General features: G+C 45.4%; 14 protein-coding genes and 3 pseudogenes. 6 read left to right on the forward strand and 11 right to left on the reverse strand.

The window, feature by feature from the left end:
* Nucleotides 1–59: 59 nt before the first annotated feature.
* The 4 genes from HMPREF3093_RS05440 to tsaE form a co-directional block, all read right to left on the reverse strand.
* Nucleotides 60–1,331 carry a nucleotide disphospho-sugar-binding domain-containing protein gene (locus HMPREF3093_RS05440; RefSeq protein ID WP_070756017.1) on the reverse strand — a complete coding sequence of 424 codons (1,272 nt, stop codon included), beginning with the start codon at nucleotides 1,329–1,331 and terminating at the stop codon, nucleotides 60–62.
* 148 nt (nucleotides 1,332–1,479) lie between these two features.
* Nucleotides 1,480–2,382: a UDP-N-acetylmuramate dehydrogenase gene (murB, locus tag HMPREF3093_RS05445; RefSeq protein WP_070756019.1), complete on the reverse strand. Its 903-nt coding sequence runs from the start codon at nucleotides 2,380–2,382 to the stop codon at nucleotides 1,480–1,482.
* A gap of 23 nt (nucleotides 2,383–2,405) precedes the next feature.
* On the reverse strand, nucleotides 2,406–2,936 hold the full coding sequence (locus HMPREF3093_RS05450; RefSeq protein ID WP_070756021.1) for a GNAT family N-acetyltransferase: 531 nt from the start codon (nucleotides 2,934–2,936) through the stop codon (nucleotides 2,406–2,408).
* Nucleotides 2,926–3,411: a tRNA (adenosine(37)-N6)-threonylcarbamoyltransferase complex ATPase subunit type 1 TsaE gene (tsaE, locus tag HMPREF3093_RS05455; protein WP_070756023.1), complete on the reverse strand. Its 486-nt coding sequence runs from the start codon at nucleotides 3,409–3,411 to the stop codon at nucleotides 2,926–2,928. The genes HMPREF3093_RS05450 and tsaE overlap by 11 nt, the downstream gene beginning before the upstream one ends.
* Before the next feature lie 167 nt (nucleotides 3,412–3,578).
* Here tsaE and HMPREF3093_RS05460 point away from each other — a divergent pair, with 167 nt between their 5' ends.
* Nucleotides 3,579–4,157 (forward strand): DUF4430 domain-containing protein, encoded by a 579-nt coding sequence (locus HMPREF3093_RS05460; protein ID WP_070756025.1) that lies wholly within the window; start codon nucleotides 3,579–3,581, stop codon nucleotides 4,155–4,157.
* A 353-nt stretch (nucleotides 4,158–4,510) separates the two neighbouring features.
* On the opposite strand, the gene HMPREF3093_RS05465 is transcribed toward HMPREF3093_RS05460, so the two are convergent.
* Both HMPREF3093_RS05465 and HMPREF3093_RS05470 read right to left on the reverse strand, forming a co-directional pair.
* On the reverse strand, nucleotides 4,511–5,842 hold the full coding sequence (locus HMPREF3093_RS05465; protein ID WP_070756027.1) for an RsmB/NOP family class I SAM-dependent RNA methyltransferase: 1,332 nt from the start codon (nucleotides 5,840–5,842) through the stop codon (nucleotides 4,511–4,513).
* A gap of 116 nt (nucleotides 5,843–5,958) precedes the next feature.
* A complete protein-coding gene (locus HMPREF3093_RS05470; protein WP_070756029.1) occupies nucleotides 5,959–6,570 on the reverse strand; it encodes a hypothetical protein in 612 nt (203 codons plus the stop codon).
* A gap of 230 nt (nucleotides 6,571–6,800) precedes the next feature.
* Between HMPREF3093_RS05470 and HMPREF3093_RS05475 the strand changes: the two genes are divergently transcribed.
* From HMPREF3093_RS05475 to HMPREF3093_RS05490, 4 genes and pseudogenes are all read left to right on the forward strand, one after another.
* A complete protein-coding gene (locus HMPREF3093_RS05475; RefSeq protein WP_070756031.1) occupies nucleotides 6,801–7,292 on the forward strand; it encodes a hypothetical protein in 492 nt (163 codons plus the stop codon).
* Between the two features lie 610 nt (nucleotides 7,293–7,902).
* Nucleotides 7,903–9,675 carry an ABC transporter ATP-binding protein gene (locus HMPREF3093_RS05480; protein WP_070756033.1) on the forward strand — a complete coding sequence of 591 codons (1,773 nt, stop codon included), beginning with the start codon at nucleotides 7,903–7,905 and terminating at the stop codon, nucleotides 9,673–9,675.
* Nucleotides 9,676–9,884: 209 nt separating this feature from the next.
* Nucleotides 9,885–10,211, forward strand: a pseudogene (locus HMPREF3093_RS09890) (transposase); the annotation flags it as partial.
* A 49-nt stretch (nucleotides 10,212–10,260) separates the two neighbouring features.
* A pseudogene (locus HMPREF3093_RS05490) lies at nucleotides 10,261–10,506 on the forward strand (transposase); the annotation flags it as partial.
* Between the two features lie 274 nt (nucleotides 10,507–10,780).
* On the opposite strand, the gene HMPREF3093_RS05495 reads toward HMPREF3093_RS05490, so the two are convergent.
* Nucleotides 10,781–12,910, reverse strand: a complete 2,130-nt coding sequence (locus HMPREF3093_RS05495) for a heavy metal translocating P-type ATPase (RefSeq protein ID WP_070756035.1) — start codon at nucleotides 12,908–12,910, stop codon at nucleotides 10,781–10,783.
* A complete protein-coding gene (locus HMPREF3093_RS05500; protein ID WP_003783707.1) occupies nucleotides 12,903–13,271 on the reverse strand; it encodes an ArsR/SmtB family transcription factor in 369 nt (122 codons plus the stop codon). The genes HMPREF3093_RS05495 and HMPREF3093_RS05500 overlap by 8 nt, the downstream gene beginning before the upstream one ends.
* A 191-nt stretch (nucleotides 13,272–13,462) precedes the next feature.
* Between HMPREF3093_RS05500 and HMPREF3093_RS05505 the strand changes: the two genes are divergently transcribed.
* Nucleotides 13,463–13,762 carry a DUF5960 family protein gene (locus tag HMPREF3093_RS05505; protein ID WP_070756037.1) on the forward strand — a complete coding sequence of 100 codons (300 nt, stop codon included), beginning with the start codon at nucleotides 13,463–13,465 and terminating at the stop codon, nucleotides 13,760–13,762.
* A 25-nt stretch (nucleotides 13,763–13,787) separates the two neighbouring features.
* On the opposite strand, the gene HMPREF3093_RS05510 is transcribed toward HMPREF3093_RS05505, so the two are convergent.
* The 3 genes and pseudogenes from HMPREF3093_RS05510 to HMPREF3093_RS05520 all read right to left on the reverse strand — a co-directional run bounded on the left by HMPREF3093_RS05510 (nucleotide 13,788) and on the right by HMPREF3093_RS05520 (nucleotide 15,289).
* On the reverse strand, nucleotides 13,788–14,210 hold the full coding sequence (locus HMPREF3093_RS05510; RefSeq protein ID WP_070756039.1) for an arsenate reductase ArsC: 423 nt from the start codon (nucleotides 14,208–14,210) through the stop codon (nucleotides 13,788–13,790).
* Between the two features lie 8 nt (nucleotides 14,211–14,218).
* Nucleotides 14,219–14,494: pseudogene (locus tag HMPREF3093_RS05515) on the reverse strand (hypothetical protein); the annotation flags it as partial.
* A gap of 132 nt (nucleotides 14,495–14,626) precedes the next feature.
* The gene (locus tag HMPREF3093_RS05520) at nucleotides 14,627–15,289 is read right to left on the reverse strand and encodes an MBL fold metallo-hydrolase (protein ID WP_070756043.1); all 663 of its coding nucleotides are present in this window, start codon (nucleotides 15,287–15,289) and stop codon (nucleotides 14,627–14,629) included.
* Nucleotide 15,290: the final 1 nt, after the last annotated feature.

Raw genomic sequence — 15,290 nt, forward strand, 5'->3', positions numbered from 1 at the left:
GCTTTTTTTGTGGGCAAAAAAGGTTGAAGCTTTTACTGCTTCAACCTTTTGAATCTAGTCTATTTGAGGACGCGGGCAATGGCCGCTTCTAAGCGCTCCTGGGTTGGATAGGCTAGGAGCTGGCCTTGTAAGGCCTTCATAGCGGTCCAGTCCGTCCGACTTAGCAGCTGCTTAAAGCCCGCTTCAATGGAGTCTGGCCGCTTGAGGCTAGCTACCAAGGCAGCGTCAGCCCATTCTAGTCGCGCGGCATAGTCAAACTGGTCATAATCATGGGGAATGACCAAGGCAGGCTTGCCATGGCGGATGCTAGCATAGAGAATGCCGGCCCCACCGTGGTGGATGACGTAATCGACATGAGGTAGAACCGCCTCGTAATCAATGTACTGATAGCGGTAGACATTGTCCATAATAGCTTCTACCGGCTGATCTTTGCGGGCTTCACTGCCAGACGTCACCAAAAAGCAAATATCCGGATGAGCCTGAGCCAGACGCTTGACGATCGTCAGCAGGGATTCCTTACCCCAAGGTAGCAGGGTCCCATTGGTCACCAAGACCGTTGGCAGGTCGGTTGGTAAGTGGAAGTCGACTACTGGCTTTTTAGGATAGGTCGGGCCTAACCAGGTCAGATGAGCTGGAAAGTCCTTGCGGAACTCCAACTCTTCCATACCTAGAGCCAGAATACCATAAGGTGAATAAAAGCCCTCTTCGCCATTTTCACGATAGAGCTTAAACTGCTGATAGATGACGGGGTCGAAGCGCTTAAGAGCCTTCTTAACGAAGAGACCATAGACTAGACGCTTGAAGCCATGGACGGCGCCCCGCCCTAGACGGTTGCGCAAGGCTTGGCGCCAGTTACTTGGTGGCTTGAGCCCCCCTAAGAAGGCTGGTGCGTCAGTCTTACTTTCGATTGAAAAAGGTGTCGGGTTGGTCGTCAACCATGGCAGGCCTAGCTTATCACAGACCATGCCTAGGGGCGCGAAGACAAAGTCTACGGTCGCCACATCTGGTTGAGTCTCTCTCAAAATAGCTTCCACCTGGGTCATGAGGTCCTGACACATGGTGATGGCAGCCTGAATCTGCCCGTAGAGGGTGGAGGCATTGAGTTTGGTATCGGTCGAAGCAATGTTGTCGAAGACATCTGGTTGATCAGGAAGGAGGGCCTGGCACTTAAAGCCCAAAGCCTGGGCTACCGGCAGCTTAGTCAGGCCTGTATAGACGGTAATATCATAGTTAGGGTTATCTAATAAGGGTTGCATCAAGCCCAGAACGGGATAGAGATGCCCACTTAATGGGGGGGCAAACACGGCCAGTTTGATGACTCGGCAGGTCATAGTCTCCCACTCCTTTGTTCATAAATTCATCTCACTGCTCTAGTGTGAACCATCTCCGCTCAATAGTCAACGATATTTACGAATTTTTTAGATTAAGTTTGCATAACGCCAAGCAAAAAGGACAGGTCTACTAACCTGTCCCAAATTCTTAATCTTCGCCGATAATTCGTACTTCTGGCTCCATGAAGACCCCAGTCCGGGCCCAGACCACCAGACGAATGTGTTCAATGACTTCCAAGTAGTCGGTAGCTGTCGCATGGTCTACATTGACAATAAAGCCCGCGTGCTTGGTCGAGACTTGCGCCCCACCTACTTGGTAGCCCTGCAGGCCAGCATCTTGAATGAGCTTGCCGGCAAAGTAACCCTCAGGCCGCTTGAAGACTGAGCCGCAAGACGGATACTCTAGCGGTTGCTTGCTTTGACGCAGGTGGGTCAACTCGGCCACCTTGCTATCAATGGCGCTCTGATCTCCTGGCGCTAAATCGAAGGTGACGCCTAAAATAACCTCGTCTCCTTCTTGGAAACGACTGTGGCGATAGCTGAAGTCGCAGTCCGCTCCCGCGTAGGTCTTGAGCTGGCCGTCACGCGTCATGGTTTGCACCTGGCTAATGACGTCCTTGACCTCGCCCCCGTAGGCGCCGGCATTCATATAGATGGCCCCACCAATGGAACCCGGAATGCCACAGGCAAATTCCAAGCCAGTCAGCCCGGCAGCAGCTGCCTGACGGCTGGCTTCAATCAAGGCCACCCCACTGGCTGCCTTCAACTGGTTGCCTTCTAGGACCAGTTCCTGCATGTCGGTTAGGATCATGACCAGGCCCCGAATACCGCCGTCTTTGACGATGAGGTTGCTGGCATTGCCCAGAACGGTTAGAGGCAAGTTTTCTTGCTTGACTGCTGCTAGGACCCTTTGGACTTGCTCTACCGAACGCGGGAAGACTAATAGATCAGCAGGCCCCCCGGTCTTGGTGTAGGTATAATTGGATAAGGGCTCATTGGCTTTGATGGTCAAAGTCCCTAAGATATCTTGTAATTTGGCTAAATCCACCATAAATTAACCTCTTTTCACATAATTTACTGGCCTGAATCCTTGAGGACATGTTCCATCAGGATGGTATCGTAGTAGCGGCCGCCACGGGCCACGCGTTGCGTCAGTCGACCCCGCTCCTGGAAGTCGAACTTCTTATAGAGGCCGATAGCTGGCAGGTTGTCCGCAATGACTTCTAGATGCAGGACTCGCAGTCCTACCCCCTGGGCAAAGTCCAGCATGGTCTCCATTAAGAGGGAGCCAATGCCATAGCCCCAATACTCGGCGATCAGGCAGACCCCGATTTCGGCCACATGAGCTTGCGCCGGCAGTCCTTGAGGCTGAACCGTCGCAAAGCCTACCAGCTGACCATCCACTTCGCTAACTAGCATGAGGGCGTGGGGATGCTGGTCATATTGCTCGATGATGGTGACTTGTGCCTCCACATCATCGGCATTATCGGCTAGGACCACATAGGGTGACTCCTGGCGAATCTGGCTCAACATACCCAAAATAGCACGAGCATCGCCGACTTCTGCCTGGCGAATAATGACTTCTACATCCTGCTTATCTGGCATGGTCGCTTACCTCCTTGCTCCATTGGCTCAACCATTCTGGCTCCTGGCCCCCCACCCATTGGATGGTCAAGACCCGGTCGTCGACCTCTTGACCGTATGAGAGTGCCAGGTCAAGATAGGCCGTCGGGAGTTCCCTTTCGATAAATTGAGCCCACTCCACTAGGACCAAGTCGCCCTGCTGGCGATAGGAAGCCAAGTCCACCGTATCGGCGCCCCCTTCTTCCAGTCGGTAGGCGTCAATATGAATGAGACGAGGTGCCGCCTGGCCTTCCAAGTCATATTCTTTCACAATGGTATAGGTGGGACTCTTAATTGCCCGCGCAATCCCTAGCGCCTTGCCCAGTCCTTGGGTAAAGGTGGTCTTGCCCGCCCCCAGATCCCCTTCCAAGCGAATCCAGGTTCCTGCAGGTAAGACGGGAGCCAGGCTGGCTGCCAAGGCTTGGGTGTCTTGGGCTGAATGGGTCTCTACTCTCATGACGGCACTCCTTTTGACATGATATATTTCCTTCATTATATTATAACCAAAAGCCCGTCAAGACGGAAATAATATGCTAGCTAATCCGGTTACAATTGCGAAAGATTTGACTTTCCGCCTGATTCTTGGTAACGTATAGGTAACTACACTTAATCAGGAGGGATCGTATGAAAAACAAACGATTAGCACTTGTACTTGCGGCGATTGTCTTCTTAATTGCGATTATTATTGCCTTGTGGGCTATTTTATCAGGGGTATTGAAGGGCAACCAACCAAGTCCTCAAGTATCCGGCTCTAACATTGCCCAAGTTGTCTCATCTTCAGAATCTAGCTCTTCTGTTGCTTCTAGCTCTTCCGCTAGCACTTCTAGCGAAAGCCAAAGTAGCGAATCCAAAGCTTCTGGCGAAGAAAAATCTACCACCGTTACCTTCAAGTTCTATGTACACGGCGAAATCATCGGTAGCTTTGATGTACCAAATGCCGCTGGTAAGACCGTCTTCGAAGCAATGAAATCCAACAAGGAAATCCGCTTCAACTACAATGAAGAAGAACAAGTCATCGACAACTTCTTCGACAACGTCAACGACGGCGAAAACACCTGGGTTTACCTCTTAAATGGCCAAGTGGCAGATCACGGGGCTAAAACTCAAGTCCTCAAAGCCGGCGACTCTATCGACTGGTACTTCGGCACCATCGACGAAATCCCAACCTCTATTATTCCAGCCTCAGACGCTGAAGCTGAATAATCTCATAGTAGACAAAGTAAAAGCGAGCCAGCCCAGTGCTGCCTCGCTTTTTTGTGTGGTTTCTTTTTGGCTTATGAGCTTTCGACTCAGCTTGAGCCCTTTTCAGGGCTTTCTCGCCGAGCTAGTGGTCCACTCGACAGAGTGGGCCACTGGCTCACGACTTTTGGACCGATTTGCGCCTTTATCCAGGCTTCCGCCCCGAGCTAGTGGTCCACTCGACGGAGTGGTCCACTGGCTCTCGGCTTTTGACTCAGTTTGCCCCTTTTTCCAGGCTTTCTCGCCGAGCTAGTGGTCCACTCGACGGAGTGGACCACTGGCTCTCAGCCTTTCCTCTGTTTCCGCCATCAGCGCACTCAGCTGCGGCGAAGGCGCAGGCCTTTTGGATAGTAGTTCTTGAGCACTTGGCCGGTGACCTTGGCGAAGCCTAGGCCGTTGCCGCCCGCTAGGACTTGGTACCAGCCATTTGGTTTGTCCTCTGCCAAATCGACCGTCTCGCCGGCTAGGTAGCGGGTGACTTGCTCTTCGGGCAGGGCCACCTGACTAACTGTCTCGTCCGGACGCAACGCCAGGCCCAGAGCAAAGCTCGGCTCGAAGCGTTTCTTCTTGAACTCGCCCAAATGCAGACCTTTGTGAGCAATCCGTAATTTGCCTAAATCCGGCAGACCCTCTGGCAAGAGATAGAGATGGTCGCCAAAAGTCTGGAGAATGCCCGGCAAGGTCACAATCAAATGACTAGCCGCAAAGTCCTGCCAGAGCTTGAGCTGCTCAGCCGTCACTTTGGCTTTGAGTGGCTTGAATTTACGGGACTTGCTTTCAGTCTCCTGCCCCTCATAGCAGAACTTGGCCACAAACTGCCCCTCGCCCCGGAAATGTTGCGGATACATGCGGGCCGTCTCAGCATAAGACAGGCCCGGCACCATGCCATTGAGCTTAGGCACCTCAAGCAAGGTCAGCGGATAGTGTTCCAACAACCAAGCCACGATGTCCTCATTTTCCTCAGGCGCCCAAGTGCAGGTCGAATAAACCAAGGTCCCACCCGGCTTGAGCATGAGTAGCGCCTGCTCCAGAATTTCTCGCTGCAGCGCCGCACACTGGCTAGGATATTCCGGCGTCCAGTAGTCCATAGCCTCAGCCTGCTTGCGGAACATGCCCTCGCCTGAGCAGGGTGCATCCAGTACAATCAGGTCAAAGTAAGCCGGAAAGACCTGGGCCAAGCGCTCTGGCGACTCATTGGTTGCCACCACATTGCGGGCCCCGAAGCGCTCCAGGTTCTCAGCCAGAATCTTGCTGCGCTTGGGATGTATTTCATTGGCTACCAAGAGGCCTTGGTTATCTAAGTATGACAGCAAATGGGTCGACTTGCCCCCAGGAGCAGCTGCCAAGTCCAGGACCTTGAGCCCTGGCTGGGGCGCGGCTGCCTGACCCACCATTTGAGCGGCTGGCTCCTGAGAATAGACCAAGCCCGTCACATGGGCGGTCGAGCTGCCTGCCACCTTGCCATAGTAGCCCCAAGGGGTGCCCGGCATAGGCTGGGCTGATTCAGGCAAAGCTGACTGACTAGCCTTTAGAGGGTTGACCCGGAAGCCGGACTCCGCCTCTAACTTAAAGGAATCCAGGAAGGCCTGCCCCTCCTCTGGGCCCAATAGGGCTAAATATTTTGCTTGAAATCCTGCTGGAAATGTCATGACCGGCCTCCTTATGTCTTCTCATTTTATTGTAGCGGGATAAAGTAGCAACTGCAAGCCCAAAAGGCCCTCCCAAAGACAAAAACACCCTGCCCTCAGGCAAGGTGCTTAGGAGACTATTCTTTAACGAAAGAGACCTGATCCAACTTAAAGCCCTGATCTGAGACCTCGGTCAAGGTCAGGACTTCTTCACCTAGTAGGCGAACCCGAATCGTGCCTTCTGACTGGCTCAGTTCTGGCTTCGTTAGCCGCAGATAGATAGTCCCTGTCTCTCTAACATGGGCGTAAAGACCGGACACCTGATTCTCCAGGACTTCTACCATCTTATCTGGTTCTACTTCTTGGCCTAGGGCTTTCTGATAGGCGGCCACATCCAGCCCCAGTTCTTGGCGCGTTTTCTCGATTTCCTGGCTAGTCATGCCGGGTTTAATCTTCTTAGCTAGCGCTCGCTGGTTGACGGTCATTAAAGTTTGGAAGGCTTGACTTTGCTTAGCTAGTTGCTCAGCATCAATCTCAAGCTCCATACCGGTGTCCGTGACACTTACCTTCTTAACGAGATGGGCAGATTGCGCTTGATAAGTCCCTGACAAGGCATTAGACTGAGCCAGGGCTAGACTAGGCGTGACAAGGGATAAGACTAGCATGAAAGTTGCTAGAAGTGAATAAAATAAGGTCCGCTTGCTTGCGTACTGACGATTGGCTGCTAGGGTATAGTGCGTATGGTTCATAGTATTTCCTCCTAACTCGCTAGATACCATAAATTAAGAACAATAATAGCCAGTGCTATTGAGGGAATTGACATTAAGCGACCTAGTTTCTTTCATTAAATTCACCTCTTGCTTTAATGTTTTTTTCATTATACACCAGTGTCAAGTATTTTGGAAGCCCTTTTTTAAATTAAACTTGTATTTGGCTCCTAAGCCCTTTAGAATTTAAGATAAGGGAGGTGGCGCATACTGTGAAAGGTCATATCAAGCAAAAACTCTATAGTCTGGCCAGCGGCGAATTAGTTGCCCTTGCCGTCTTCTGGCTCAATTTCTTCCTTTTCAAAAAACGGTTAACCACGCCACAAGCCCTGATTTCCATTGCTTACCCCCTCCTGCTAGTCAGCCTTATCTTGCTACAAGGTTCCCTTTATTGGTGGATTCTAATCAAGCGCCTTCGCAAGCCCAACTTTGCGATTAAGCAGACAGGCCGGATTTATGGCCTACTCAGACAAGTAGACCTCATCCTATTAGTCCTCGGCATGCCAATCATCCTAATTGAGTTCAGCTCCTGGCCAGTTAGCCTAATAGCAGTAGCCATTTGGCTGTTCGCTCTCATAGAGTGGGTTAACTACTTTCACTGGCAACTATCATACAGCCTCAATCCCCTGGTTCTCTTAAGTAAGGTGGCAAAGAGGAAACTTAGAAAGAGCAAAATAGCCAAGGAAATTGACAAATCTAAATAAGCGCCCAAAAAGGCAATCAGCAGTAAATCACTTACGATTTACTGTTTTTTTGTCAAAACGTGCAGCTGGCTACCCTTAAGCTTAGCCTTTAACCTGAATGATTTCTCAGCCACTCTCTCTTATTTGAGGTATGTCATCAATCTAATGATATACACACATAATTAGATTACCAATATAAATAGATTTGATTTTCTAACTTTTCCTTGTATAATACTAGTAAACCTATGTATCTGACTCCCTAGTCTTACTTGAAAGAAGTGATACCCATGACTCAATTTAACTAGGTCACTTCCTTGAAACAAAGGATGTGCCTTAAACTTATTTACAATGCTAGTCGTCATCGATCAACACTTATAATAGTCATCACGATGAACGGAGGTTTATGCATGTCGAATTTTGCTTTCTATGGATTCCTTAATCATGACTCAAAGCATCCTTTGTCTAACATGATTTGGGTTAAAGATTCAGTGACTCAAACAAACAATGGGAAGGTAGCATTTCATACTAGTAAGGATGTGGCTAGTCTATCTGAAAGCTACTCTTCCCCAAATCACTCCTACGACTCAGGGAATCTGACTCAAGCGCGATAAGCTGCTTGAGCCTATAATTTATGAGCCTATTTTCTACTTTCACATCCTATATGTCGCTCTACTACAGCAGTCTTCGTTTTGTCTGGCAGGCAGCGGGTGGCTTAGCTCTGGGGCTTTTGATTACTATTCCCCTACAAGCCTTACTGCCTTCCCTGACGCTCTATCTGATTAACCAGCTCATGAATGAACTGGCAAGTGGTAGCCAAGAAGGAGTCTGGCTCCTATTAGCTTGGGGGCTAGCTTTCATACTGGGCAATGCCATGACCCCTCTCAACCTTTATTTACAGGGGCGCTTGACTGACCAATTAACCTTTGCCCTTAATGATCAGATAATGAAAAAGGCGGAATCTATTCAGACCTTGGCTTGGTATGAAGACCATGACTTCTACAATAAAATTGATTTAATCAGTTCAGAAGCCAGTTGGCGTCCAGTCAATCTGCTAGTTTTCGGGACCAGTCTCATCAGCAATGCCCTCTTGGTGATTTCCATGTTCGCCCTCCTCAGCCAATTCCATTGGCTGATTGCGGTGGTCTTAATCATGGTGCTGATTCCTCAAGGTCTGATGGCTTATCGGATTCAGCAACAGGCCTTTGAAACCTTGGTTGCTAACAGTGAGGATTCGCGCAAACTAAGCTACTACGCGAGCCTTGTACTGACAGCAGACTATATCAAGGAAGTCCGTCTCTATCATTTGCATGGCTACTTCCAAAATAAGTATCGGCAAATTTTCAGCCAAATACGCTCCGCAGTTCAAGGCAACCGACGGCGTCAGCTCTGGCTCTCAACTGCCTTTCTAGTAGTGACTGGCCTTGTCAGTGTCCTGAGCTTTGCCTATCTTGTTCAAGGGGTCAAGTCCGGACTCTTCGCCGTGGGCGCTATTATGATTTTTGCGACTGCAATCACCTACACCATTCAAGGTGTCAGCCGCTTGGTAGAGGATTCGAGCTTGCTCTATGATACGCTCCTCTATATGTCTAATTTCTTTGACTTCTTGGAACTTGAGGAAGAAACCAGTTTTGGAAATCAAGAAGTTCCGAGTGAATTTGACTCACTCGAATTTCAAAATGTCAGCTTCACTTATCCAGGCGCAGATAAAGCCACCCTGTCCCAAGTCAGCTTTGACATAGCACGTGGTCAAAAAATCGCCCTGGTCGGTGAAAATGGGGCCGGCAAGTCTACCTTAATCAAACTCTTGTTAGGATTCTATCTGGCGGATAAAGGTCAGGTAGAGTTTGATGGCCATAACATTTTGGACTTAGATATCGTCCACTACCGGCAACAGTTCAGCGCCGTCTTCCAGGATTTCGCTAAGTTTGACCTGACAGCCCGAGAGAATGTGGCCTTATCACGAATTGACCAAGTCGATGACCCCCTTGCCTTGCAAGCTAGCCTGCAACGTGGCGGAATTGAAGAAGGCGACTTGCTAACCTTGGACCAAACCCTAGGCAAACGTTTTGAAGATTCCCGCGAGCTTTCGGGCGGCCAATGGCAAAAACTTGCCTTGGCACGTGCCTTCTATTCTCAAGCACCCATTCTCATCCTCGATGAGCCAACTGCTGCCTTAGATGCACGCGCAGAGAATCAACTTGTCACCAAGTTTCTTGAACTAGCGGAAAACAAGACTGTTCTCTTTGTCACACACCGCTTGGCCATGGTCAAAAAAGCCGATAAGGTATTAGTCCTAAAAGACGGCCAAGTCGTCGGCTTTGATCACCACGACCAGTTACTTCAGCATAACGCCTACTATGCTGATTTGTATGCCCTACAGGCAGATTTGTATCGGGAAGAATAAGGAGCCTGTAAAGTATAAAGGAGCCTCAAAAGCTGGATCTTAGGTCCACCTTTTGAGGCTCTTATTTGTTTGAAGCCAGCCCAATCGGCCTTCTTCATAAAAAGGGTGGGCATGCTCACGGCACTGACCCCCGTAAATGAAATTAAATAAAAACACCTCCAAGTTGGATTAGGTACAATATAATCAAATGCACATGGAGGTGTCTTTTTATGGTTAAAAAACGTGTGGCCTATTCTGTCGATACAAAGAATAAAGCCGTAGAAATGAAATTACAGGGATATAGTACAAAACAAATAATGCAGTAGTTAAACATAAAAAAATGAAACTCAAGTAGAAACATGGTTTAGATGGTATAAAAATGGAGAAACTCATCGTTTCCACCAACAGATAGGAAAACAATATTCTTACGAAAAAGGAATGGCTGAACTTTCAGAAATCGATCAATTAAAATTAGAACTAAAAAGAAAAGAAGTTGAATTAGAAATATTAAAAAAATACAAGGAATTGGAAAGGAAGTGTCGCCTCAAGTAGTTGTATAGTTAGTGGAAGAATTGAAAGATAAATATGCGGTACATTTAATTTGTTCTTGCCAGTAAAGGCATACGTCCATCCATGTCTCGCAAGGGAACCAGCATAGATAATGGCATGATGGAGTCCTTCTTTGGCATCTTGAAAACAGAAATGTTTTACGGATTTGAGAAAAATTTCAAGTCTCTGGATCAACTGGAGCAAGCTATTACCGAGTATATTTTTTACTACAACAATAAACGCATTAAAGCAAAACTAAAAGGACTTAGTCCTGTTCAGTATAGAACTAAATCCTTTCAATAATATTTTTTGTCTAACTTTTTGGGGTCAGTACAATGACTCATAAATATTTTTTTGCAAGTTCAAATACTCCATGAGATTAATAACTTTATTATTTTCGCCAACTTTACTAATCGTATAAACATTCTCCAAATTTCTCAACATCAATTGAGAAATTTGGCTTTTTCCGTTGCTCAGTTAAAGCGTCCTTTAGTTGTATATTTCCTGTTAATATCCCTTTTGAAGCATAACATTGTTTTCAATGATCGCACCCGATTGTTGACACCCATTTTAGAACCTATTCTTTGATTTTCAATAAGCGTAAACTGTTTAATGTTACAAGTAAAGTTGCTCCCATATCAGCAAATATCGCTATCCAAAGTGTTAACCAACCGGGCATGACCAAAAGTAATGCCACTAATTTAATCGCCAAAGAGAAGGTAATGTTTTGCTTGATGATTGCTAAAGCCTTACGACTTAATTTTATTGTATATGGCAATTTACTCAAATCATCAGACATTAAGGCGATGTCAGCCGTTTCTAAAGCTGTATCAGTTCCAGCACCACCCATTGCTACACCAACGGTAGATGCAGCAAGGGCTGGAGCATCATTCACGCCATCTCCGACCATCCCCACACTTTGATGTTTTTCTCGAAGTTCTTTAATAAAATTAAGCTTATCTTCTGGAAGTAAGTCAGCTTTAATATCCGAAACACCAACTTGTTTTCCGATGGCTGTTGCCGTTCTTTGGTTATCGCCTGTTAGCATCACTGTTTCGATTCCCATATTGTTCAACTTGCCGATAACTTCTTTAGACGATTCCCTCATTTCATCGGCTACAGCAATAAACGAAAGAATTTCTTTTTCTGTTCCTAACACCATCACCGTTTTACCTTGAGTTTGCATATCGGCAATTTTTTCTTTTTTATCGCTTGAAATGCTTCCGTGTAATTCCTCAAAAAGATTTTGACTTCCCACATAATACATTTCATTATTTATTTTGGCTTTAACGCCTTTACCTGTAATGGATTGAAAATCCTCTACTGTTACTTCATTGAATTTTAATCCATTTTCTTCTGCTTTTCGCATAATCGCTGAAGCAAGAGGGTGCTGCGATCCTTTTTCAATGGCTGATGTTATGGTTATTAATTCATTTTCATTTCTACCATATGTCACAATGTCTGTTACAGCTGGAATCCCTTTGGTTAATGTTCCTGTTTTATCAAAGGCTATCGCTTTTAAGTGTCCTGCTGCTTCTAAATGGATACCACCTTTAATTAATACACCATTTTTCGCTGCATTTCCTATTGCTGTAACCACAGCAACTGGAGTTGAGACTACTAAGGCACAAGGACAACCAACCACTAATACAGCTAATCCTTGATAAATCCATTGGCTCCAGTCTCCGCCAAATAATGGTGGAACTACTGCAATTAAAAGAGCTAGTATGACAATAGCTGGTGTATAGTATTTTGCAAATTTATCGACAAACGCTTGAGAGGGGGCCCGTTCAGCTTGGGCTTCTTCTACCAAGTGAATGATTTTTGAAAGAGTGGTATCTTCAACTCGTTTTGTTACTTTAACCTCAAGTAACCCTTCTTCATTCAAGGTTCCTGCAAATACTTCATCATTTGTGATTTTCGTTACTGGAACACTTTCACCTGTAATCGCAGCCTGATTTAATGTCGATGTACCTTTAACCACTATTCCATCCATTGCTAACTTTTGACCGGGCTTAACTATCATGATGTCTCCAACTTGAATCTCATCAACATGAGTCATCATTTCTTCATTGCCTCGTCGAATTAACGCTTCTTTTGGGGCAATATCCATTAAAGATTCAATAGATTGACGTGCTTTATCCATTGAATAACGCTCTAATGCTTCACTAATCGCAAATAGGATAACAACGGTTGCCCCTTCACCCCATTCACCAATAATTGCAGCTCCTATAATGGCAATAGTCATAAGCGTATTCATATCGAAATTTAATCTGCTTAAATTTTTGAGACCTTTAATAAATAACGAATATCCACCGATTAAAATGGACGCTGCATAACCAATTGTCGGTAGAACATGCTCTTCACCATACTGCTCTCCTAAGAACCAGCTAACTACAAGTAAAAGAGCTGATATATATACCTTAATGTTTTCTTTCTGCTTCCAAAAAGGTTCTCCTTCTACCCTTTGTTCTTTTTCATCTCGAATTTTTAAATTTTCAAATGCTCCTGCTTTTTCTAATTCTTCAATGGTTGTCGTCCCTTTAACATAAACTTTAGATGCTCCGAAATTTACTTTCGCATCCTGAACACCGGGAAGTTCTTTAACATTATTTTCAAAAATGGCTGCACAGTTAGTACAAGTAAATCCTTGAACACGATAGGCTTTCATTTCTTCTTCGAACTGTTTTGCTTTCCCACTAGACATTGATCTTCACCTCTTTCTTAAGTGCCAATGCAATCATCATAATTTGTCTGATATGCTCATCATCTAATGAATAAAATGCAAGTTTTCCCTCTTTTCGAAACTTAACAATCCCTTGCTTATGGAGCGTTCGCAGGTGATGAGAGGCATTTGCAACCGTAACACCTATAATATTTGCAATATCACACACACACAGTTCGTCATCTTGACACAATGCATAGGTAATTTTTGCTCTATTTTTATCTGCAATAGCTTTTAACATTTGGGCAACACTAGAAATATCTACTGTCTGTAAATTACCTTGTATTCGATTGACCTTTTCTTCGTCATAATAATAAATTTCACAAGTATCTTTTTTAATCATATTCTCACCCCAATATCATTCAAGTATTCGCTTGAACATAGTATAACCCTTTTCATTAATTAATTCAAGTGTTTTTTTGAGTGAATAAAAAAAAGACTTGGAGTACCCAATTCTAATAACAAAATAACCAATCTGCATAAGACTTTAAGTACATAACATTATTAGTATTGAACTTGTTGAGGAGGTGCTCTATGAATCAGCTTGAATTTCAGCGTAATCACCTACAAATGGACTATTACAGTGAGAGCTACCGAGATTTTGAACGTGACTTCTACCGCTACTCCAACATGAATATTCCATTGACCTTTCTGACTGATGATATCCTCAAAACAATGGCAACTTCTCGTAAGAATTACTTTGTTCTCAATAAGGAAAAGGCTAGAGATAACCGTGATCACTTCTTCATTTTCGACATAAGCACCTTAGATGAGAATCCACTAATCTATCGTTATACATATAAGAAAACTGCAACTTATATAGCCTCAAAATAGGAGTTCATCAAGTGATGACTCCTTTTTATAATTCCACACGAAAATAAATTGCCTCAACTTCCTCTATTAATTTATGAACCTTACTTTCAATCTCCTTAATTGTTTTAATAAACTCTTGATCATTTTTTCCACTAGGATCCTCAAGTCCCCAATCATCTTTTTTAACAGTGTAAGGTAAAATAGGACAAACGACATTACATCCCATTGTAATAAGATAATCCACTTCAGGAATGTCATCTAAAAGTTTTGGCTTTTGGGTCTCTTCCATATCAATTGCATATATTTCTTTGACAAGTCTTACTGTATCCTGATTTATTTGATCCTTTAATTCTGTTCCTGCAGAATATACCTCTATAGAATCTCCTGCAAATTTCTTTGTCAGTGCTTCAGCGATTTGACTTCTGCATGAATTGTGAACACACACAAAGGCAACTTTAGTTTTCTTCATTTTTCCTCCTATATCTGATAAAGTTTATCACCACAAAGATCTTCTTTTGTCCATTCAATAACGGCCAGTTTTCCTGAAGTATGATCTAGTATCTTGTTAATCCACTTAACTTCTTCAATTATCTTTATTTTATCTAACAAGACTTGTCTATCATCGACAGATTTTTTGATTAGATCATCGAGTTGTGTAATTGAATTAATTCCTTGTTCTCTAAGTTTAATTATTGAATCAGCCATTGTTTTGATATTGTGTTTTCTTGCCCAAACTTCATAACCTTTGGCACTGACCCCCGTAAATGAGAATTAAATAAAAACACCTCCATGTGCATTTGATTATATTGTACCAAATCCAACTTGGAGGTGTTTTTATTTAATTCTCACTTTTTGGGGTCAGTCCTCACCACCCCTTCAACTATTTTATTCTTCAAACCGATGCTTAAACAAATTGCGAAAGACTTCAAAATAAGGATTAGTCGCCAAGGACTCTCCCACGGTCACAGCCGGGCCGTGACCTGGATAGAGGACATAGTCTTCTGGCAACTGAATCAGCTCCCGATGGATGGACTGCATAAGCTCAATGTAGGAGCCACCTGGCAGGTCCGTCCGCCCGATGCTTTGGGCGAAGATGGTATCGCCGGATAGTACGAAATGGTCCTCAGCAAAAATATAAGCCACATGGCCTGGGCTATGACCTGGCACGAAGACCACTTTGAAGTGGAACCCCGCCACTTCCTTATCCCCTAGATCCTCCCAGAGGACTTCTGCTGGACGCGCCGTAAAAGGCTGACCCCAGTATGCCGATAGGTTGAGTTCTGGTTGATTGAGGAAGCCTGACTCCACTGGATGCATATAGAGTGGGATGCCATAACGGTCCCGCACCGCATCCACCGCTCCGATATGATCGTGGTGGGCATGGGTCAGTAGGATGGCCTGCGGCGCCCAACCTTTGGACTCAATCCAGTCCAGAATCTTAGGAGCGTCAGCCCCTGGATCGATTAAGAGGGCCTGGCCAGCTTCATTGACGACTGCATAAGTATTTTCCTCGAGTGACCCGACGGTCAGCTGATGAACAGTAAGCATC

The sequence above is a fragment of the Abiotrophia sp. HMSC24B09 genome, from assembly GCF_001815865.1.
Taxonomy (GTDB): Bacteria; Bacillota; Bacilli; order Lactobacillales; family Aerococcaceae; genus Abiotrophia.